This window comes from Pantoea sp. Cy-639, assembly GCF_011752525.1.
Classification (GTDB): Bacteria; Pseudomonadota; Gammaproteobacteria; order Pseudomonadales; family Pseudomonadaceae; genus Aquipseudomonas.
The window spans coordinates 165057-185943 of sequence record NZ_VWXI01000012.1; the positions used below are offsets into that span (position 1 = coordinate 165057).

The 20887-nt window shown below is 64.9% G+C and carries 16 protein-coding genes and 4 tRNA genes; 12 read left to right on the forward strand and 8 right to left on the reverse strand.

What is annotated here, in order from left to right; genetic code table 11:
* Nucleotides 1-10: 10 nt before the first annotated feature.
* From tig to F3J43_RS16205, 6 genes are all read right to left on the reverse strand, one after another.
* On the reverse strand, nucleotides 11-1321 hold the full coding sequence (gene tig, locus F3J43_RS16180; protein ID WP_166888482.1) for a trigger factor: 1311 nt from the start codon (nucleotides 1319-1321) through the stop codon (nucleotides 11-13).
* A gap of 247 nt (nucleotides 1322-1568) precedes the next feature.
* Nucleotides 1569-1868, reverse strand: a complete 300-nt coding sequence (locus tag F3J43_RS16185) for a DUF6388 family protein (protein ID WP_166888486.1) — start codon at nucleotides 1866-1868, stop codon at nucleotides 1569-1571.
* 151 nt (nucleotides 1869-2019) lie between these two features.
* Nucleotides 2020-2095: transfer RNA gene (locus F3J43_RS16190), tRNA-His, on the reverse strand.
* A gap of 45 nt (nucleotides 2096-2140) precedes the next feature.
* Nucleotides 2141-2225 (reverse strand) — tRNA-Leu (locus F3J43_RS16195).
* 56 nt (nucleotides 2226-2281) lie between these two features.
* Nucleotides 2282-2357 (reverse strand) — tRNA-His (locus tag F3J43_RS16200).
* 38 nt (nucleotides 2358-2395) lie between these two features.
* Nucleotides 2396-2472, reverse strand: a tRNA-Arg gene (locus F3J43_RS16205).
* 251 nt (nucleotides 2473-2723) lie between these two features.
* On the opposite strand from F3J43_RS16205, the gene folD reads away from it, so the two are divergent.
* From folD to F3J43_RS16250, 9 genes are all read left to right on the forward strand, one after another.
* Nucleotides 2724-3578 (forward strand): bifunctional methylenetetrahydrofolate dehydrogenase/methenyltetrahydrofolate cyclohydrolase FolD, encoded by an 855-nt coding sequence (gene folD / locus F3J43_RS16210; RefSeq protein WP_166888489.1) that lies wholly within the window; start codon nucleotides 2724-2726, stop codon nucleotides 3576-3578.
* 330 nt (nucleotides 3579-3908) lie between these two features.
* Nucleotides 3909-4826 carry a citrulline utilization hydrolase CtlX gene (ctlX, locus tag F3J43_RS16215; protein ID WP_166888494.1) on the forward strand — a complete coding sequence of 306 codons (918 nt, stop codon included), beginning with the start codon at nucleotides 3909-3911 and terminating at the stop codon, nucleotides 4824-4826.
* Between the two features lie 19 nt (nucleotides 4827-4845).
* Nucleotides 4846-5892, forward strand: a complete 1047-nt coding sequence (ocd, locus tag F3J43_RS16220; RefSeq protein ID WP_166888496.1) for an ornithine cyclodeaminase — start codon at nucleotides 4846-4848, stop codon at nucleotides 5890-5892.
* 319 nt (nucleotides 5893-6211) lie between these two features.
* Complete coding sequence (locus tag F3J43_RS16225) at nucleotides 6212-6985, forward strand: ABC transporter substrate-binding protein (protein WP_286184662.1); 774 nt, start codon at nucleotides 6212-6214, stop codon at nucleotides 6983-6985.
* Nucleotides 6986-7077: 92 nt separating this feature from the next.
* Complete coding sequence (locus F3J43_RS16230) at nucleotides 7078-7785, forward strand: ABC transporter permease (protein WP_166888503.1); 708 nt, start codon at nucleotides 7078-7080, stop codon at nucleotides 7783-7785.
* Nucleotides 7782-8495, forward strand: coding sequence for an ABC transporter permease (locus F3J43_RS16235; RefSeq protein WP_166888508.1), 714 nt, complete (start codon nucleotides 7782-7784; stop codon nucleotides 8493-8495). Before F3J43_RS16230 ends, F3J43_RS16235 begins: the two co-directional genes overlap by 4 nt.
* Before the next feature lie 4 nt (nucleotides 8496-8499).
* Complete coding sequence (locus tag F3J43_RS16240; RefSeq protein ID WP_205297907.1) at nucleotides 8500-9318, forward strand: ABC transporter ATP-binding protein; 819 nt, start codon at nucleotides 8500-8502, stop codon at nucleotides 9316-9318.
* Between the two features lie 13 nt (nucleotides 9319-9331).
* On the forward strand, nucleotides 9332-9817 hold the full coding sequence (locus tag F3J43_RS16245; RefSeq protein WP_166888510.1) for an Lrp/AsnC family transcriptional regulator: 486 nt from the start codon (nucleotides 9332-9334) through the stop codon (nucleotides 9815-9817).
* Nucleotides 9818-9912: 95 nt separating this feature from the next.
* Nucleotides 9913-14751 carry a dermonecrotic toxin domain-containing protein gene (locus F3J43_RS16250; protein WP_166888513.1) on the forward strand — a complete coding sequence of 1613 codons (4839 nt, stop codon included), beginning with the start codon at nucleotides 9913-9915 and terminating at the stop codon, nucleotides 14749-14751.
* 4 nt (nucleotides 14752-14755) lie between these two features.
* On the opposite strand, the gene F3J43_RS16255 is transcribed toward F3J43_RS16250, so the two are convergent.
* Together F3J43_RS16255 and F3J43_RS16260 are read right to left on the reverse strand one after the other, a co-directional pair.
* A complete protein-coding gene (locus F3J43_RS16255) occupies nucleotides 14756-16438 on the reverse strand; it encodes a putative bifunctional diguanylate cyclase/phosphodiesterase (RefSeq protein WP_166888517.1) in 1683 nt (560 codons plus the stop codon).
* Between the two features lie 12 nt (nucleotides 16439-16450).
* Nucleotides 16451-18016 carry a methyl-accepting chemotaxis protein gene (locus tag F3J43_RS16260; protein WP_166888520.1) on the reverse strand — a complete coding sequence of 522 codons (1566 nt, stop codon included), beginning with the start codon at nucleotides 18014-18016 and terminating at the stop codon, nucleotides 16451-16453.
* A 276-nt stretch (nucleotides 18017-18292) separates the two neighbouring features.
* Between F3J43_RS16260 and F3J43_RS16265 the strand changes: the two genes are divergently transcribed.
* The 3 genes from F3J43_RS16265 to F3J43_RS16275 all read left to right on the forward strand — a co-directional run bounded on the left by F3J43_RS16265 (nucleotide 18293) and on the right by F3J43_RS16275 (nucleotide 20881).
* A complete protein-coding gene (locus F3J43_RS16265; protein WP_166888523.1) occupies nucleotides 18293-18607 on the forward strand; it encodes a helix-turn-helix domain-containing protein in 315 nt (104 codons plus the stop codon).
* Nucleotides 18608-18816: 209 nt separating this feature from the next.
* Nucleotides 18817-20127 (forward strand): C4-dicarboxylate transporter DctA, encoded by a 1311-nt coding sequence (locus F3J43_RS16270; protein ID WP_166888526.1) that lies wholly within the window; start codon nucleotides 18817-18819, stop codon nucleotides 20125-20127.
* Between the two features lie 52 nt (nucleotides 20128-20179).
* A complete protein-coding gene (locus F3J43_RS16275) occupies nucleotides 20180-20881 on the forward strand; it encodes a FadR/GntR family transcriptional regulator (protein ID WP_166888529.1) in 702 nt (233 codons plus the stop codon).
* Nucleotides 20882-20887: the final 6 nt, after the last annotated feature.

The following is a 20887-nucleotide window of genomic DNA, read 5'->3' on the forward strand; positions in this document are numbered from 1 at the left end:
GAGAAGCCTGTTACTCAGCGGCAGGTGCCTGTGCTGGCTTGACAGCTTCTTCGTACGAGACCGACTTGTCGGTCACAGTCGCTTTCTGGAGGACAGTATCTACAACTTGTTCTTCCAGTACAACCGAGCGAACTTCGTTCAGTTGCTGGTCGTTCTTGTAGTACCAGGCGATGACCTGTTCAGGCTCCTGGTAAGCCGAGGCCATTTCCTCGATCACTTCGCGAACCTTGGCTTCGTCCGGCTTCAGGTCGAACTGCTTGACCACTTCGGCGACGATCAGACCCAGGACCACGCGACGCTTGGCCTGCTCTTCGAACAGCTCGGCTGGCAGTTGATCAGGCTTGATGTTGCCGCCGAACTGCTGAACGGCCTGCACGCGCAGACGGTTGACTTCGTTTTCCAGCAGGGCTTTCGGCACTTCGATCGGGTTGGCGGCCAGCAGACCGTCCATGACTTGGTTCTTGACCTTGGCCTTGATCGCCTGGCGCAGCTCACGCTCCATGTTCTTGCGAACTTCGGCGCGGAAGCCTTCCAGGGTCGACTCCTTGATGCCGAACTGGGCGAAGAAGGCTTCGTTCAGCTCTGGCAGCACAGGCGCCGAAACGCTGTTGACGGTGATGGTGAACTCGGCAGCCTTGCCGGCCAGGTCGAGGTTCTGATAATCCTCGGGGAAGGTCACGTTGACCACGCGCTCTTCGCCCGCCTTGGCGCCAACCAGGCCGTCTTCGAAGCCCGGGATCATGCGGCCGGAGCCCAGTACCAGCTGGGTGCCCTTGGCCGAACCGCCAGCGAAGGCCTCACCGTCGATCTTGCCGACGAAGTCGATGTTGACCTGGTCGTCATTGGCCGCGGCGCGCTCGACAGCTTCGAAGCGGGTGTTCTGCTTGCGCAGGACTTCCAGCATGTTGTCCAGGTCGGCGTCAGCCACTTCGGCGCTCAGGCGCTCGACAGCGATCGACTCGAAACCGGCAACGGTGAACTCAGGGAAGACTTCGAAGATAGCGACGAACTCGAGGTCCTTGCCCTTCTCGAACGACTTGGGCTCGACGGCCGGGGCGCCGGCCGGGTTCAGCTTCTGCTCGACGATGGCTTCATAGAAGGAAGCCTGGACCAGGTCGCCGAAGGCTTCCTGACGGGCGTCGGCTTCGAAACGCTGACGGATCACGCTCATTGGCACCTTGCCTGGGCGGAAGCCGGCAACCTTGGCGCGTTTGGCAGTCTGTTGCAGACGCTTGTTGACTTCGTTCTCGACGCGCTCGGCCGGAACGGCGATGGTCATGCGGCGCTCGAGAGCGGAAGTGTTTTCAACAGAAACTTGCATGGATATTCCTCGTTGCACAGACGTTAGCCGGCGATAGCCCGACTCCAGAATCAAGGGCAAGCATTCTAGTGACTCGCGCACCAGAAGTCACCCCACCCGGGAGGTCGGCGATCGACACCGGTCGATTTCATTGAAAGGCCCGCCCTGCGCGGGATCGAGCCCATGTCATCAGCGACCATGCGACACCCCTGGCGGCGCGTGGCGGTAAAACCTTGTCAAACAACCAGCAAGAAGACCGCACCCTTTTTTATTGCGGATCGATCTCGTTGAACTGGCAGTACTCTTCCCACTCCATCCCCAGTGCCTCGGCGACCTCGCGATGAGTCTCCAAGCGCATGGCCTGCAACTGCTCGGGCGACTCGGCGATCAACTGCAACGCATACTCCCAAGGCTCGACACCCTGCTCCTGCGCCGCATCCTCGAACGCCCACTCGATCTGCTGCGCCTGCTCCCGCGCACCCAGATCACGGATCTCCTCGAGCATCTGCGGATTGATTTCGGCGAATCGTTGCAGCGCCAGGGCCTGGCGCGCCTCTTTTGCAATCATGTGTGCTCTTCCTCTACCGGCACGCTGCGCCGGATGCTCAACCGGCTGAAATCTATCAGCTTTTATTGCACCACCACCAGAGGCCGCCATTACCGGGCGACAGAAACGACAAAGGCGCCAGATCTTGCGATCATGGCGCCTTTGAAAAAGATGGGGTGGACGATGGGAATCGAACCCACGACAACTGGAATCACAATCCAGCGCTCTACCAACTGAGCTACGCCCACCATTGAAGCAGTGTTGCGGTACCAACATTGAAACTTACAGAAGCATGGTGCGGACGAAGAGACTCGAACTCTTACAGCTTGCGCCGCTGGAACCTAAATCCAGTGTGTCTACCAATTTCACCACGTCCGCATGCAACTCAAAAACAAAGGCGCCGGATCATACAATCAAGGCGCCCCTGAAAAATCTGGGGTGGACGATGGGAATCGAACCCACGACAACTGGAATCACAATCCAGCGCTCTACCAACTGAGCTACGCCCACCATAGTGCGGTACTACCGATTACTTGCCCAGGCCTTAATGGCGCACCCGGCAGGACTCGAACCTGCGACCATCCGCTTAGAAGGCGGATGCTCTATCCAGCTGAGCTACGGGCGCTTAAGCTTCCAGCCGACCAAAGAAGCGAAACGCTTGCCTTGCCCGACATTGCCAACCCGTGCCAGGCAGTGCCCGACAAGTGCGGCGAATCTTATAGACGGCCCCATTAGCCGTCAACACCTTTCTCAAAAAAATTTAATTTATTGAAGGGCTTAGGGAATTTGCCCGACCACCCGCCTTTGCCCTTGGGCCAGGTCGTGCGAGAATGCCGCTTCTTATATGTTCCCTTCTCGATGGTTAATCACGCGTCTATGACTGCACACCTTATCGATGGCAAGGCGATCGCCGCCAACCTGCGCCAGCAGATCGCCCAACGTGTCGCCGAGCGCCGCCAGCAAGGCCTGCGCACGCCTGGCCTGGCGGTGATCCTGGTCGGCACCGACCCGGCCTCCCAAGTCTATGTCTCGCACAAGCGCAAGGACTGCGAAGAGGTCGGCTTCATTTCCCAGGCGTTCGACCTGCCCAGCGATACCACGCAGCAAGCCCTGACCGACCTGATCGACCGCCTCAACGACGACCCGGCTGTCGATGGCATCCTGCTGCAGTTGCCGCTGCCGGCGCACCTGGACGCCTCGCTGCTGCTCGAGCGCATCCGCCCGGACAAGGACGTCGACGGCTTCCACCCCTACAACATCGGGCGCCTCGCCCAGCGCATCCCGTTGCTGCGCCCGTGCACCCCGAAGGGCATCATGACCCTGCTGGAAAGTACCGGCCAGGACCTGTACGGCATGAACGCGGTGATCGTCGGCGCCTCCAATATCGTCGGCCGCCCCATGGCCATGGAGTTGCTGCTGGCCGGCTGCACCGTCACCGTCTGCCACCGCTTCACCAAGGACCTTGCCGGTCATGTCGGCCGCGCCGACCTGGTGGTGGTCGCCGCCGGCAAGCCAGGCCTGGTCAAGGGTGAATGGATCAAGGAAGGCGCCATCGTCATCGACGTCGGCATCAACCGCCAGGACGACGGCAAGCTGGTCGGCGACGTGGTCTACGAGACCGCCCTGCCCCGCGCCGGCTGGATCACCCCGGTACCCGGCGGGGTCGGCCCGATGACCCGCGCCTGCCTGCTGGAAAATACCTTGTATGCAGCGGAAGAACTGCACAAGTAAGTTGCTCCGGCAATGAATGGAACGGCGCCCCTCGAGGCGCCGTTTCTGTTTGCATGCCAGGATTTCGCGGGAGCGGGCTTGCTCCAGGCTGAATGGTTGCGCCATATCGCGAGACAAGCCAGCCCCATGCACATGCAGCACCGTGCACCCGCCTCGAAGACAGGATGATCTTCTGCGTCGATCGCATCATCTTTGAGCCATGGCAGCCGATTCGGCTGATAGCCACCCAGTTTCAGCTGGTTCCGGCTGCCGCTGATTCGCGCTTCAGCCGGGATTTCCCCGCGATCCCCTCGACAATGGTCACACAGCCCACCCGTGGATGCGTGCCCAATGCAAACAACAAATACCGTCCTCATGATTCGCCCGGCGCGGTTCGCCTTCAACCCGGACACCGCCGTCAACAACCGTTTCCAACAGCCGCCACTGGACCCACAAGCCGCCAGCGAGAAGGCCCTGGAGGAGTTCGACGACTACGTCGACAGCCTGCGCCGGCACGGCGTCGAGGTGCTGGTGGTGCAGGATACCCCCGAGCCCCATACCCCCGATTCGATCTTCCCCAACAACTGGTGGAGCAGCCACGCCGACGGCAGCCTGGTGCTCTACCCAATGGAAGGCCAGAACCGCCGTCTCGAACGCAGCAAGGGCGTGCTGCAGGTCCTGGAGGAGCGCTTTGCCATCCAGCGCACCATCGACCTGAGCCCGCTGGAACAGCAGAATCTGTTCCTCGAAGGCACCGGCAGCATGGTTCTGGACCGCGAGCACCGGATCAGCTACGCCTGCCACTCCGGGCGCACCCACGAGCAGGCCCTGCGCCAGTTCGCCGAACGTCTCGACTACCGCCTGTGCCTGTTCCACGCAGTCGACCGCCAGCAGGCGCCGATCTACCACAGCAACGTGATGATGAACGTCGGCCGCCAGCTCGCCGTGGCCTGCCTCGACGCCCTGCCCCACGCCGACGAACGCCACGCCCTGGAGCACTCGCTGCGCGATACCGGCAAGCAGGTCCTGGCCCTGGGTCACGCTCAGCTTGAGCGTTTCGCCGGCAACATGCTCGAGGTCCACGACCGCGACGGCCGCTCGCTGCTGGTGATGTCGCGCAGCGCCTGGAACGCGCTCGACCAGCGGCAACGCCAGCAGGTCGAGCGCCATAGCCGGCCACTGGTGGTCAACATCGACCACATCGAACGCATTGGCGGCGGCAGCGCCCGCTGCATGCTCGCCGAAGTCCACCTGCCCTCGCGCCACTGACTTGAAAAGGAGAATCACCATGACCCGCTACATCGACGTGCAGGACCTCGCCCGCCTGGTCAACCGCAAGGGCCTGGCCACCTGCCTGGAAGAGATGGCCGAGTACATCCGCCAGGACTACCTGCGCTGGCACGACTTCGAGAAGTGCGCCCGCCTGGCCAACCACTCCCCGGATGGCGTGATCGAACTGATGCCGGTATCCGACGCCAACCTCTACGCCTTCAAGTACGTCAACGGACACCCGAAGAACACCCAGGCCGGCCTGCTCACGGTGATGGCCTTCGGCGCTCTGGGTGACGTCGACACTGGCGCGCCGATGCTGCTCAGCGAAATGACCCTGACCACCGCGATCCGCACCGCGGCCACGTCGGCCCTGGCCGCCCGCTACCTGGCGCGCAAGGACAGCAAACGCATGGCGCTGATCGGCAACGGCTCGCAGAGCGAATTCCAGGCCATCGCCTTCCACACCCTGCTGGGCATCGAAGAGATCCGCCTGTTCGACATCGACCGCCGGGCCTGCGAGAAACTCGCGGCCAACCTGGCCGGCTACCCGCAGTTGAAGCTGGTCATCGCCGACTCCGTCGCTGCCGCGGTACGTGGCGCCGACATCGTCACCACGGTCACCGCCGACAAAGCCTACGCCACCATCCTCACCCCGGAGATGATCGAACCGGGGATGCACCTGAATGCCGTCGGTGGCGACTGCCCGGGCAAGACCGAACTGCACCGCGACATCGTCGAGCGCGCACGGGTAATCGTCGAGTATGAGCCGCAGAGCCGTATCGAGGGCGAGATCCAGCAGATGCCCGCCGACTCGCCGACCACCGAGTTCTGGCAAGTGGTCGAGGGGCGCGCGACAGGTCGGGAAAGCGCGTCGCAGGTGACCCTGTTCGACTCGGTCGGCTTCGCCCTGGAGGACTACTCCGCACTGCGTTACGTGCTGGACGTGGCCAAGACGCTGGAGATAGGGCATGACATCGCCCTGGTGCCGGACCTCAAGAACCCGAAGGACTTGTTCGCCTTGCTGCGGCCAGCCCCGGCCAAGGTCAAGGCCGACGCAGCCTGATGATCGCTTGCCGGCGAGCACCGATACGGCCGGTGTCATTCACCGCGCTGCCGGGCTCGCCGGCACGGATACGGATGCGACGGCCGGAGGACTGACCGAAACCGCTGTCGCACATCCATAAATCTTTGTCGGAACAGCCGTTTCGGCTGCCGCATTCCCTTTAACAGCAGAATCCGACACCCAGCGCGCTAGCAAACGACACAAAAAACCCGTCTATCTCGCGCATCCTGAGCCCGACCCATGAGTCACGGCCGAACCTACGAAGCCTCATCGCCCTACTACCAATAACAACACCCAGGGACCCAAGACCATGCCCTCCATGCGAAAACACCTCGGCGTGCTGCTGTTCTCGTTGTGTGCCACCAGTGTCACCCAGGCCAAGGAGTGGACCGAGATCCGCTTCGGCGTCTACCCCGAATACCCCCCCTTCGAATCCGTCGCCGCCGATGGCAGCCTGCAAGGCTTCGACATCGACCTGGGCAACGCCATCTGCGCCAAGCTGCAGGTCAAGTGCACCTGGGTGCACAACGAGTTCGACGGGATGATCCCGGCACTGCGCGCCCGCAAGTTCGACGCCATCATGTCGTCGATGGCGGCCACTCCGGCACGCCTGAAGCAGATCGACTTCAGCAACCGCCTGTTCCTCAGCCCGACCGCGGTGATCGTGCGCAAGTCGGCTGATTTCGGCGACACCGTCGAGTCGCTCAAGGGCAAGCAGGTCGGCGTGCTGCAAGGCTCGCTGCAGGAAGCCTACGCCCGCGCCGTCCTGACGCCGCTGGGCGTCCAGGTCAAGGCCTACCAGGCCCAGGACCAGAACTACGCCGACCTGATGAACGGCCGCCTCGACGCCACGCTCACCGACAAGCTCGAAGCCCAGCTGAACTTCCTGTCCAAGCCCGAAGGCGCCGAGTTCCGCAGTGGCCCGGCGATCAAGGACCCGACCTTGCCGCTGGACATCGCCATGGGGCTGCGCAAGACCGACCCTGAGCTCAAGGCCCTGCTCGACAAAGGCATCGCCATGCTCCATGCCGACGGGACCTATGCCCAGATCCAGAAGAAGTACGTCGGCGACGCGGACCTCTACAACGAATGAGTCACCGCCCCTGATCGCGGCACCCGCAGCACCCACCCGCCACCTGCAAGGTGCGGGTGGGCCCGCGAATCACCTATCGCGAGAACTCCGTCATGCACGACCTCCTCAACAGCGGCCTGCAAGGCTTCGGCCCATTGCTGGCCCAAGGCACCTGGATGACCCTCAAGCTGGCCCTGCTGTCGCTGGCGCTGAGCCTGGCGCTCGGCCTGATCGGCGCCAGCGCCAAGCTGTCGCGCTCCAGCCTGCTGCGCGTCCCGGCGACCCTCTACACCACGCTGATCCGCAGCGTCCCCGACCTGGTGCTGATCCTGCTGATCTTCTACAGCATGCAGATCTGGCTCAACGACCTGACCGAGGCGCTGGGCTGGGACTATGTCGAGATCGACCCGTTCGGCGCCGGGGTGATCACCCTCGGCTTCATCTATGGCGCGTACTTCACCGAAAACTTCCGCGGCGCCATCCTCAGCGTGCCAGCCGGCCAACTGGAAGCAGCCACCGCCTATGGCCTGAGCCGCGCCCAGCGCTTTCGCCTGGTGCTGTTCCCGCAACTGATGCGCTTCGCCCTGCCTGGGCTGGGCAACAACTGGCTGGTGCTGCTCAAGTCCACCGCGCTGGTGTCGATCATCGGTCTCGCCGACCTGGTCAAGGCCGCGCAGAACGCCGGCAAGACCACCAACGACACACTGTTCTTCCTGTGCCTGGCCGGGCTGGTGTACCTGCTCATCACCACCCTCTCCAACCGCCTGCTCACGTACCTCGAGCGGCGCTACAACATCGGCATCCGGGAGCTGGCGCGATGATCGAACTGCTCGAGCAATACGGCCAGGCCTACCTGTACAGCGATGGCAACGGCCTCTCCGGGCTGGCCATGACCTTGTGGCTGTTTCTCGCCAGCATGCTGCTGGGCTTCGCCCTCTCGCTGCCGCTGGCCCTGGCCCGCACCTCACGCCATATCTGGCTGCGCCTGCCGGTGCAGGCGTATACCTTCGTGTTCCGCGGCACGCCGCTCTATATCCAGCTGCTTATCTGCTACACCGGCCTCTACAGCCTGCAGGTGGTGCGCGAGCATGCAGTGCTCGACCAGTTTTTCCGCAACGCGCTCAACTGCACGCTGCTGGCGTTCGTGCTCAACACCTGCGCCTACACCGTGGAGATCTTCGCCGGCGCCATCCGCAACCTGCCGGCCGGCGAGCTGGAGGCCGCCCAGGCCTATGGCTTGCGCGGCTGGAAGCTCAACCTGTTCCTGGTGCTGCCGGCGGCCCTGCGCCGTTCGCTGCCGGCCTACAGCAACGAGCTGATCCTGATGCTGCACGCTACGTCGCTGGCCTTCACCGCCACCGTCGCCGACATCCTCAAGGTGGCGCGCGACGCCAACGCCGCGACCTTCCTGACCTTCCAGGCGTTCGGCCTGGCCGCCCTGCTGTACATGCTGCTGTCCTTTGCCCTGGTCGGCCTGTTCCGACTGGCCGAGCGCCGCTGGATGCGCTTCCTTGACCCTGCCCGAGGCTGATCCCATGACTGCTACCGCACTGCCACTTTCCACTTTCGCCCAGGCACCGAGCGCACACGCCCATGCCGGTTCGATCAAGCTCAGCGTCGACGGCCTGCACAAGCACTACGGCGAGCACCAGGTGCTCAAGGGCGTCTCGTTGCAGGCACGCAAGGGCGATGTGATCAGCCTGATCGGCGCCAGCGGCTCGGGCAAGAGTACCTTCCTGCGCTGCATCAATTTCCTCGAGCAGCCCAACGCCGGCAGCATCACCCTCGACGGCCAGACCCTCGAGATCCATCCCGGTACCCGCACCCCGCCGGCCGTGCAGTTGCACAACCTGCGCACGCGCCTGGCCATGGTGTTCCAGCACTTCAACCTGTGGAGCCACCTGACCGTGCTGGAGAACATCTGCCTGGCACCGCGCAAGGTGCTGGGCATCACGGCCGCCGAGGCCGAGGCGCGGGCGCGCAAGTACCTGGACAAGGTCGGCCTGCCGGCGCGGGCCGCCGAGCAGTACCCGGCGTTTCTCTCCGGCGGCCAGCAGCAACGCGTGGCGATCGCCCGGGCGCTGGCCATGGAACCGGAGATCATCCTGTTCGACGAGCCCACCTCGGCGCTGGACCCGGAGCTGGTGGGCGAAGTGCTGAAGGTGATACAGACGCTCGCCGAGGAAGGACGTACCATGCTCATGGTCACCCACGAAATGGGCTTCGCCCGCCAGGTGTCGAGCCAGGTGCTGTTCCTGCACCAGGGTCTGGTCGAGGAGTCCGGCAGTGCCGAGATCCTCGATCGGCCACAGAGCGAGCGCCTGCGGCAGTTCCTCTCCAACCGTCTCAAGTGAAGTCACGCCGCATATGGATACCAAGGCCACCAACGCCGCACCGCTGGATCGCATCGATGAAGCCATCATCGACGTGCTGCGCCACCAAGGAAGGATCACCTACGAGAAACTCTCCACCCTCGTGCACCTGACCGCCAGGCCCTGCCTGGAGCGGGTGCGCAAGCTGGAACGGCGCGGCGTGATCCGCGGTTACGGCGCGATCATCGACCTGCAGCAGGTCTCGCCGGGCCTGTCGCTGCTGGTGCTGGTGGCCTTGTCCAACCAGAGCGGCCGCTCCGCGCAGAAGGCCTTCGAGGCCACCGTGCGGGCCTGCCCGCAGGTCTACGAATGCCAGCTGATCAGCGGCCACTTCGACTACAGCCTGCGCATGCGTTGCCGCGACATGGAGCATTACCGGGTGCTGACCGAAACCTGGATGAACAATGACGAGCTGCACATCGACAAGCTGGTGGCCCATCCGGAACTGGCGGCGGTCAAGAGCACGGCACCACACCCCTGACCCCGACGAATTCACCCAGGTGCCAATTATGTAACCTGGGTGATCCGGCCGCCCAGGCTAGCTTCGCTGCTTTCCCCCAGCCCATGGAAGCCGCGATGCCCCACTCTCCCCTCTCCCCACACCTGGCCTTCATCCATTCGCGCCTGCCGGCCTGGCTGCTCAAAGCCACGCCCGTGCAACGCCGTACCCTCGAACAGCGCATTCGCTGCAGCCATGCCAGCACTCGCCGGCTTGCCCTGGCGCTCGCGCCGATCCAGGATGTGGCCGGCTTCTGCCGACCGCTGCTCGAAGATGCCCTGAAGCACTGGTATCCCGACGCCACGCTCCCCGCCGTCGACCAGGCACGCGTCTGGCACCTGCGCCGAGATCCCACCTGGCTCGAGGCAGCCATGCAGAACTTCGATGCCGATGCCCAGCCGAAACTATATGAAGACGCCCGGGTGATTCATCGTTCCAGCCTGGATGCACGGCGCTTCGTCGCAGGCGTGCGCAACCTCGATCTGGGCCGGCGCTATCACTGCCACCTGGCCGAACACATCGACACCGATACCTTTCGCAGCCTGCTGCGCCAGCAGGACCACGCGGCCTTCGCCGCGGCACTGAGCATGGCTCACCTGCAGGGCCACATCGACGACCTCGGCGCGGCGATCGGCGCAACCGTGCTGTCGGGCTTTGCCGAGCCTGCCCGGCAACCCTTGCATTGCAGCTTTCTCAGCCTGTTCGGCTGCGCCCTGGATGGCCCGCTGCTGATCCATATCGACCCGCAACGCCAACTGGATGCCTGCCTGCTGTATCTGCCAGGGCACGACCGCGAACCGCTGCGCCAGCATGCCTCGTTGCAGGCTGCCGCCAGATACCTCACTCAACTGTTGTGGCAACAGCAGGAGCGTGACTTCTTCATGCGCTACGTGAGCCTGGCCGAACAGCCAAGGTTCAGCGTACGCCTGCGCGCCACCCTGTATCCGCGCTATCCCTATGCACAGCTGCATGCCGAGCCCCCAGTACTCGAACCAGGAGAACGGTTCAGCTGGCTGCAACGGCTGTTTCCGGCACCCACCGACCTCTGGCAGGAAACCCTCGACAAGAATGCCCGCCTGCACTTCAACCACACGGCCTGGCGCAAGGATGCCTTCAGCGAACGAGCCCGTACCCGTGTCGAACGCAAACTGGCCGACGCCGCGACCCTTGCGGTTCCGGTGGCCAGGCGCGACGCCGACGCCCAGCTGGCGCGTATCGAGGGCTGGCTGGGCGCCGGGCTGACGCTGCTCAATGTCGCCGGGCTGTTCGTCCCCGGGCTGGGTGAAGTGATGATGGTGGTCGGCGGCGCGCAACTGGTCGACGAGTTCCTCGAAGGCGTACATGCCGCCAACGAAGGCGATGCAGACGCCGCCATCTGTCATTTGTTCGCCGTGTTCGAGAACCTGGCGCAGTTCGCCGCCCTCGGCGCCGCCAGCCGATTCGTCGAACCACCGGGAATCCTGCATGGCTGGCAACGTATCGGCGACAGCAGCCAGGAACGCCTGTGGCCTGCCGACCTGTCGCCCTTCGCTCGCCCTCGCCCCTGGCCTGAAGGCCAGCCCTGCGACAGTCAGGGACTGCAGCGCTGGCAGGGCCAGGCCTGGCTCGAACGCAACGGCGCGGCCTTGCCGCTGCAACGCGCGGCGGACCGCTCCTGGCGCCTGGCCCCCGGCAAAGGGCTGAAGCACCAGCCACTGCTGCAGGGCAACGGCCAAGGCACCTGGTTGCTCGAACATGACCGCCCGCTGGCCTGGGACACGAGCACCCTGCTGGAACAGCTCGGCCCTGCCGCCAGTGGCCTGGACAGTGCCCAGCTCGATCAGGCGCTGCGTTGCAGCGGCTACGATGCCGCGACCCTGCGCAAGCGCCTGCTCGACCACCACCCCCTGCCCGCCTTGCTCCTCGACAGTCTCGAGGTCTTCGGCGGCAAACCCTTGCCCGTCGCTGGCGAACCGCAGGTAGCGTCGGTCTTGGCGCGCGATTTCCCCGGCCTGAGCCCACGGGCTCGCGCACAAATACTGGCGCAGGCCAGCGCCCGGGATTTCCTGCAGTTGCAAAAAAGCGGCCGCCTCCCCCTGCCCATCGCCGAAACCGCACGCCTGTTCCTCCGGGAAAGCCGTATCAGCAAGGCGTTAAGCGCTTTCCAGACGACCGGCGGCACACTGACAGATCGCGACACCCTGGCCTTCGCAACGCTGCAACGCCTGCCAGGCTGGACGGCAACCCTCGGTATCGAATTGCGCGAAGGGCGCCTGCATGGCGCCGTGATCAACCGGGCAGGCCCTCTCGGCAAGACCACCAAGGTCGTCGTCAGAAGCGCCGACGGCTACACCGCCTACGACGAACACGACAACGAGCTGAGCAACCGTGGCAACCTGTTCGAGGCACTGCTGCACGCCTTGCCAGACAGTGAACGCGATGCGCTGGGCATCGACGTGCACGATGCCCAGGGGCTGCGCGACAGGTTGTTCGACCAGGCCGCCCGGAACCGGTGGCAGGCCGCCACTGACCTGGGCATGCAGCCAATACGACCGCTGTACCGGCAACCTTCGCGCCTGCCGGACGACCCTCGCCAGGGCTATCGCCTGAGCGGCCGCGGCCGGGGGCGCCTGAGCGATGATGAACTGTTCGATCAACTGTTCCCTGCCAGCCCGGGGCGAGACCGTGAAATGCTGCGCCTGCGCCTGCGCTACCAGGCTGGGGATCAACCAGGCGCCTTTGCCCGCCTGCTCGAGCAGTTGCAAGCCAACTACCAGAGGCTCGACCTTGCCCTGCAGCGCTGGGTGCACGACCCCGAAGGCATCCCGGTCGGCAGGCTCGAGCAACGGCGCGGCGTGCGTCAGACCGTGGCTGAACGTATCCGCAGCGCATGGCGCAGAGAGGACCCGGATGAGCCGAGTGACAATATCGATCATGTCGCACTGACACTGGAGCTTCACCAGCTCGATCAATTGCCGACAGTGTCCGTGCCTCTGCCCCATGTTCGCCAGCTGACCCTCAACGGCCTCACCCTCGTGCACGACACCGGGCTCGGGGAACTCCTGCGGGCCTTCCCCGGCGTACGCGACCTGGACCTCGGCGAGAACGCCCTTTCCCAATTGCCCATCGAGCTTGGCGAGATGAGCGAGCTGCTGACCCTGGACCTGACCGCGAACAACATCGACCTGGAGAGCGAACACAACCTCGCCATTCTCGAACGCCTGAACACCCTGCGCCTGCTGAACCTCACCGATGCCGTGCAAGGGCTGCCGGTCGCCGCCCTGAACCGCCTTTCCCGGCTACCCTCGCTGAATTGGCTGCAAGCCGACCTCAATGAACTGGTATTCGATGCCGAGCACTTTCAGGCCTTGCAGCGCTGGCCTGCGCTGCGCAGGTTGCAGCTGGGCCAGAACGATATAGTGCTGAACGACGAGAGTCGGGCCGCACTGGCTGGCCTCAATCACCTGGAAGTGCTTCACCTGTACGACAATCCACTGTTCCTCGCCCCCGATGTGACAGGCTGGAACGCCCTGCAACACCTGGACCTGCAGAACACCGGCATCAACCTCTGGCCTGAAGGGCTGGCAGGGCTGATGAGGCGGGAACCTACTGCCTTGCGCCGTCTGGACCTGAGCGGCAATGTACTGGTCGATGCTCCGGACCTGCAAGGCAGCGCCTACGCGCGCGCCATCGGTGAAAACCAGGCGGAGTTCGCCTATTCGTTCGATAACAACCCTTTCAACGCTGCCGCTCGTCAGCGTCTGGAACAGGCGGGCTTCGAGGTGCACCAGTCGCCACGCGCCTCCGGGGAGTGGTCGGGGCAGTGGCCGGCCGAGTTGCAGGCGCTGGTCGCCGAATCGGCGCAAGATCCACGCTGGCAGGCGCTGCATGCACTGTTCGACCGCCTCCCCGGCACTGCCGAGTACCTGCAAAGCCCCGCCGCCTTCGACCGACGCATGCGCCATGTGCTACGCACGCTGGTCGCCGGCGAAGGCGACAGCGACTGGGGCCGGGCGCAACTGCAGCAGCAGATCAACGACCTGCTGGCCGATGCCGGCCAGCAATGCGTGGACCAGGCCAGCCTGTTGTTCCAGCAGATCGAGACCGATGTCCAGCTCTGGCAGACGGTGTCCCGCGCCGAGCCTGGGGCCGGCAACGAACAGGTCGCCGTGTCGGCGGTTACCGGCCTCTATCGCCAACGCCTGCTGGACGCCCGCATCGGCGAGCTGTACCAGGCCCGCGTGGCACGCCGCCGGGCCCTGGGCGCAGCCACCACCACGGCGCAGCGCGAGGCCGCACCGCCCTTACAGCGGGACGACGACATCAGCGATACGCTGCTGAGCGAGCCAGACTTTTTGCTCGACGAGTTGGAAATGGCCCTGCACGCGCGCATGCACCTGCGCCAACGCCTGGGCCTGCCAACACAGCCTGCGACGATCATGTACGACTATCTCGCGCGCCTGAGCGAGGCGACGCTGCAACAACTGGCAGTAGCCGTGGAGGCCCAGGCCAACGCTGCCAACCTGGCCCAGTGGCTGATCGACCAGCGCTTCTGGCCTGCCTGGCTACGGCGCCTCGCGCCTGACGCCTTCGAGGCCATGGCCCAGCAGTGGGCAGGTGCGTCCGAGTACTTCGACGCCCTTGCCAGCCCTGGCGGGCGCAACGGCGACTATGCCGGCCCACCGGTCCCCGAAGCCTTCATCGCTGCCCTGGAGCGCGACATCGGCCATGTGCCCGGGCTGGTCTGGCGCCTGCAAGGCAGGTTGCAACGCACCGACCTGAACGCCGCGGCGTTCGCCGGATTCGACCCCAGCCTGCTGGATCGGGTCGGCGGCGCAATGCTCAACGCCCGTCAGCATGCCGACGCCGCGCTGGTCCGGCAACTGACCGAAGCGCTGCTGCAAGCCCATATGAGCACCCCACGCCAGGTGCAATGACGGGTCAGCGCCATTCGGGCGGCTGTCGCCAGGCAGCCGCCCAGCCTGCCACCTGGGCCACCGGCATCGGCCGAGCGATGCCATAGCCCTGGGCCAGCTCGCAGCCCAGGTCCATCAGCATCCGTCCCTGCTCGACGCTTTCCACCCCTTCGGCCACCACCGCACGGCCGAAGGTGCGGGCCAGGCCGATCACCGCGGCGGTCAAGGCCAGGTCGTCATGGTCGTGAAGGATGTCGCGCACGAACGACTTGTCGATCTTGATGGTCTGCGCCGGCAGACGCTTGAGGTAGCTCAGCGACGAATAGCCAGTACCGAAATCATCCAGCGAAAAACGCACGTCCAGTGCCCGGCAGGCATCCAGGCAGCGCCCGACCCGGGCCAGGTTGTCGATGGCCACCGACTCGACGATCTCCAGGTCCAGGCGCGCCGGCTCGACTCCAGGATGGCGCGCCAGCAGTTGCGCCAGGCGCTCGGCGAAATCGCCACGCTGCAATTGGCGGGCGGCGATGTTGACGCTCAGCGACCAGTTCCGGCCGTCCTGCTGCCAGCGCTGCAATTGCACCAGCGCCTGCTCGATGACCCATTCGCCGAGCTCGACGATCAGGTCGGTCTGCTCCACCAGCGGCAGGAACTCCCCTGGCGGCACCGGCCCCTCGGTGGGATGCATCCAGCGCAGCAGCGCCTCGAAACCGATCACCTGGCCGCTGCGCATGTTCACCTTGGGCTGGTAGTGCAGGCACAGTTCGCCCTGGCGCAAGGCCTGACGCACCTGGGCGACAGTCTGGTGGGTGGCCTTGAGCTCGAGTTCCTGGGACACGTCGAACAGGTGATAGCGGTTGCGCCCGCGTTGCTTGGCCACGTACATGGCCTGGTCGGCATGGCGCACCAGGGTATCGGCGTCCTCGTCGTCCTGGGGGAACAGCGTGACACCGATACTCGCACTCAGGCTCAACACATGGTCACGCACCACATAGGGGGCGGCCAGCGCGCACAGCACCCGGCGCAACGCCGCGTGCAACTGCTGCGGGTCCTGGATATGACGCAGGATCAGCACGAACTCGTCGCCCGACAACCGCGCCACCGCATCGCCAGTGCGCAGAATACCTTTCAAACGGTCGGCCACCTCTACCAGCAACAGATCGCCGGTGGCATGCCCGTAGCCATCGTTGACCGCCTTGAAACCGTCCAGGTCGAGCATGCACACCGCCAGGGGAATGCTCTCGCGCCGGGAGAACGCCAGGGCCTGGTTGAGCAGGTCGGATAGATACGCGCGGTTGGGCAGGCCGGTCAGCACGTCATGGCCGACCCGCCACTGCAAGGTATGCAGCAACTGGCGCTTCTCGGTGACGTCGAAGCGGATCGACACGTACTTGCGCACCTTGTTGGTCGCCGGGTCGATCAACGGCACCATGGTGCTGTCGACCCAGTACAGCGAACCGTCCTTGGCACGGTTGCAGATCTCGCCCTTCCACACCCGCCCGGCGGCCAGCGAGCGCCACATGTCGAGGAAGAAGGTCGGCTCGTGCAGGCCAGAGTTGAGGATCCGGTGGTTGGCCCCCAGCAGTTCCTCGCGGCTGTAGCCGGAAATGCTGCAGAACTGCTGGTTGACGTAGGTGATGCGTCCACCCAGGTCGGTTTCGGAAAAAATCGCGGCCGCATCCACGGCCGCCCGGTAGTTATCGTCCATAAGCATCGCAACCTAACGGTTGAAGCGCTCCACCAGCGCACGCAGGCCCGCGCAGATCTGCTCCAGTTCGGCGCCACGCGAAGCGGCGGCGTTGGCACTACTGGCACTCTGCTGGACGGTACCGGCCACGCCGTTGATCTGCCGCGACACGTCCTCGGCCACGCTCGACTGTTCGTGGGAGGCCGCCGCCATCTGCTGGCTCATGTCGCTGATCCGCCGCAGCGCCTGGCGAATGCCCTCCAGCGCCTGTTGCGCCTGGGCCACCTGGGTGACACCCTGCTCTGCCCCGTCAAGCCCGAGGCTGGCGATGCTCACGGCCTGCTCGGCGCCGCCACGCAGACTGTCGATGATCGACTGGATATGCAAGGTGGACTGGCGGGTCTTGTCGGCCAGCGCGCGAACCTCGTCGGCGACTACCGCGAAACCGCGCCCCTGCTCACCGGCTCGCGCGGCCTCGATGGCCGCATTGAGCGCCAGCAGGTTGGTCTGCTCGGCGATCGCGCGGATCATCCCGGCGGCCTCGGCGATGGCGCCGGTCTGACCGGCCAGCTCGTTGACCGCCTGGTTGATCTGCCCGACGGTGTCGGCCAGGCCGCGGATCGCCGCGCCCGAGGCGTCGGCCACCTGGCTGCCCTGCTCGGCCAGCAGATGCGCGGTATGGGCTTCCTGGGCGGTGAGCTGGACATGACCGGCGACCTCGCCGATGGAGGCGGCCATCTCGGTCATCGCGGTGGCGGTCAGGTCGGTCTCGGCGCGCTGTTCGAGCAACGCCGCCTCGGTGCCACGCGACAGACGCCCGGCGTCCTGAGCCGCTGCGGCCATCTGCGTGGCGAGGTCGCTGAGGCGCGTGAGCGCGGTCTTCAACCGCGCCTCTTCGCTGATCAGGATCAGCTCGAGCTGCCCTGCGGCGCCGGACAGGTCACTGTAGGTCAGCGCCACGATCGGGTCGCTGAAGGTGTTGCCAGCCCCCTCGGCGATACGCCTCAGATGACGGCCCAGGCGGCCATGGGCCCACAGGCCGACCCCGGCGAACAACGCCAGGATCAGCCCTTGGGCAGGCAGCCCGGGCCACAGCCGATTGGCACCGATGGCCAGCACACCGCCCAGCAATGGCAAGGCCATGGCTCGCGTCAGCAAGGCCAGGCGCCGTGCCGGCGACAGCGCCGCCTTGCCCGCGCGCAGGCGGGCATACAAGGCTTCGGCACGCGCCACCTGTTCACGGCTCGGGCGCACCCGCACCGATTCGTAACCCACCACCCGAGCGTTCTCCAGGATCGGTGTGACGTAGGCGCTGACCCAGTAGTAGTTGCCGTTCTTGCAGCGGTTCTTGACGATGCCCATCCAGCTGCGCCCGGCCTTGAGGTACTGCCACATCAGTTCGAACACCGCTGCGGGCATGTCCGGGTGGCGCACCAGGTTGTGCGGGCTGCCGATCAGCTCATCCTGGCTGTAGCCGCTGATGGCAGCGAACTCGGCGTTGCAGTAGGTGATCAGGCTGGCCGTGTCGGTCGCCGAAATGAGCCGCTGGTGTTCGGGGAAGCTTTGCTCGACCGGATTGACCGGCAGGTTCTGACGCACGGTGAGACTCCATTCGCAGACGATCCGACAGACGACCTGGCAGGGAGCCAGGCAACCCGGAACCGTTCATCCTGGATCAGTTCCAATGTCCGACAGCGCTTGCTCACGGGCCGGCAAATGGCCGGATCGCCCTGGACAATTACTTGAATGACTGACCAATCAAAGCGGCGAATTCTACGAATTCCATCACATTTTGCAAATAAAGGTGATGGATCATGGCGTTGCGCTGTAACGATAGATATCGTTAAGTGCTTGATTCTAAATGGGAATTGAGCGATGACAAGATCAGGCCTAGGTCCTGCCCTGCGCCGCTATCGCAAGCTGGCGTGCCTCACGCAGGCGCAACTAGGCGAGCGCACCGGCTTCGACCCCAAGACCATAAGCCGCTTCGAAACCGGCACGTACACCCCCAGCATCGAAGCGCTGATGCACCTGGCCGAGGCGCTGGGGGTCAAAGCCAAAGTCTTCTTCGCCGAACCGGACGACGAAGAAGAACAGCGTGCCTACCTCTTCGGTGTCATACACAACGCCCCGCCCAAGGACCTTGGCAAGCTGATCGCCGCCGTCGATCAGGCCCTGGCCAAGCCCTGATTTCCCTCGTGCACCACGCTAGAGCCACCGCCTTGCCGACGCAGGATAACTGGTCAGACCGGTAAGGCCAAAAAACCTTGCAATGTCGGAAATTTCGGCGTTACATGGCCCTCGCAGTGAACAAACCGGTAAGACCACAATAATTAAGTCCTGCACTCTTTCGCTCCGTGCGGCCTGGGGGGCAAGGACACCGACCAGAGACTCCTCCCATGCTCAAATGGTGTTCGCGTTCAATCTTCCTCCAGGTTGTGCTTGGCCTTGCCCTCGGCATCGCCTGCGGCCTGGCCCTCCCCGACCTGTCCCTGCAGCTCAAGCCCTTGGGTGACGGCTTCATCAAGCTGATCAAGATGCTCATCGGCCTGATCGTGTTCTGCGTGGTGGTCAGTGGTATCTCCGGCGCCGGCGACCTGAAGAAGGTCGGGCGCATCGGCCTGAAGTCGGTGATCTACTTCGAAGTGCTGACCACCCTGGCCCTGGTGATCGGCCTGGTGTTCGCCTTCAGCAGTGGCATCGGCAGCGGCGCCAACATCCACCTCGACCAGCTCTCCAGCGCCGACGCCGGCGCCCTGGCCGAGCGCGGCGCGCACATCCACGACACCACCACCTTCCTGATGGACCTGATTCCCACCTCGGTGATCGGCGCCTTCGCCGACAACAATATCCTCCAGGTCCTGCTGTTCTCGGTGCTGTTCGGCAGCGCGTTGAACCTGGTCGGTGAATCGGCCTCGGGCATCTCGCGGTTGATCAACGAGTTGAGCCACGTGATCTTCCGCATCATGGGCATGATCGTGCGCCTGGCGCCGCTGGGCGTGTTCGGCGCCATCGCCTTCACCACCAGCAAGTACGGCCTGGCCTCGCTGCAGCACCTGGGCGGCCTGGTGGCGCTGTTCTACCTGACCTGCGCCGGCTTCGTGCTGATCGTCCTCGGCACGGTGATGCGCCTGTCGGGCCTCAAGTTGCTGCCGTTCATCAAGTACCTGCGCGAAGAGCTGTCCATCGTCCTCGGCACCGCCTCCTCCGACGCCGTGCTGCCTCAGGTGATGCGCAAGCTCGAGCACCTCGGCATTGGCAGTTCGACCGTCGGCCTGGTGATCCCCACCGGTTATTCGTTCAACCTCGACGGCTTCTCCATCTACCTGACCCTGGCCATCGTGTTCATCGCCAACGCCACCGGCACCCCCTTGGCGATGACCGACCTGCTGACCATTCTTCTGGTGTCGCTGGTGACTTCCAAGGGTGCCCACGGCATCCCAGGTTCGGCCCTGGTGATTCTCGCCGCGACGCTGACCGCCGTGCCGGCGATTCCGGTGGTCGGCCTGGTGCTGGTGCTGGCGGTGGACTGGTTCATGGGGATTGGCCGCGCGCTGACCAACCTGATCGGCAACTGCGTCGCCACCGTGGCCATCGCTCGCTGGGAAAAGGACATCGACCTGGAGCGCGCCAACAATGTGCTGGCCAACAAGCCAGGCTTCGCTCCGGTCATCCGCAAGCAGGGCCAACCCCATCAACAGGAATTCTGAGCCCAGGGGCGCCGGCGCAAAGCGCCGGGCGCCCCGTGCCAAGGAGCGAACCGTGATCAGCTCTTCGACCGTAGTCAACTCCGTGGTGGAGAAACTCCGCCAGGCCCTGGCCCGAGGCCAGTGGCGCAGCGGTGAAATGCTGCCTGGCCAGCGCGAGCTGGCCGAGCAGTTGGGTATCAGCCGGCCCAGCCTGCGCGAGGCGGTGATCGTGCTGGAAACCCTCGGCCTGGTGCGCTCGATGCCCGGCAAGGGCGTGCTGGTGCTCGATGCCCAAGCCGCCCAGGCCCAGGAACCGGACGCCGTGGCCGCCGCCAGCCTGGCCGACGTGCTGGAGCTGCGCTACACCCTCGAGCCCTTCATCGCCGGGCTGGTCGCGCAATCGGCCGGCAACCAGGACATCGGCCAGTTGCGCCTGACCCTGATGGACATGCGCGAAGCCCTCGACGCCGGTGACCGCGAAGCCGGCATCAACGCCTACATCGCCTTCCACGAGGCGCTGTTCGCCCTGACCACCAACCCGATCTTCCAGAGCGTGGTGCAGCAGACCGGCAACGCCCTCAAGCAAAGCGCGCAGATGCTGCGCGACTCCCCCGAGCACCTGGCCGCGCGCCTGAGCGAGAACGAAGCGGTGGTACGTGCCATCCGCGAACGCAACAGCGCCCAGGCCAGCCTGCAGATGCGCCGGCACATCCTCGCCGAAGGCGAACGCATGGGCATCGCCCTGAACATCCCGGACGACCATCCCGGCCCCTGACCCAAG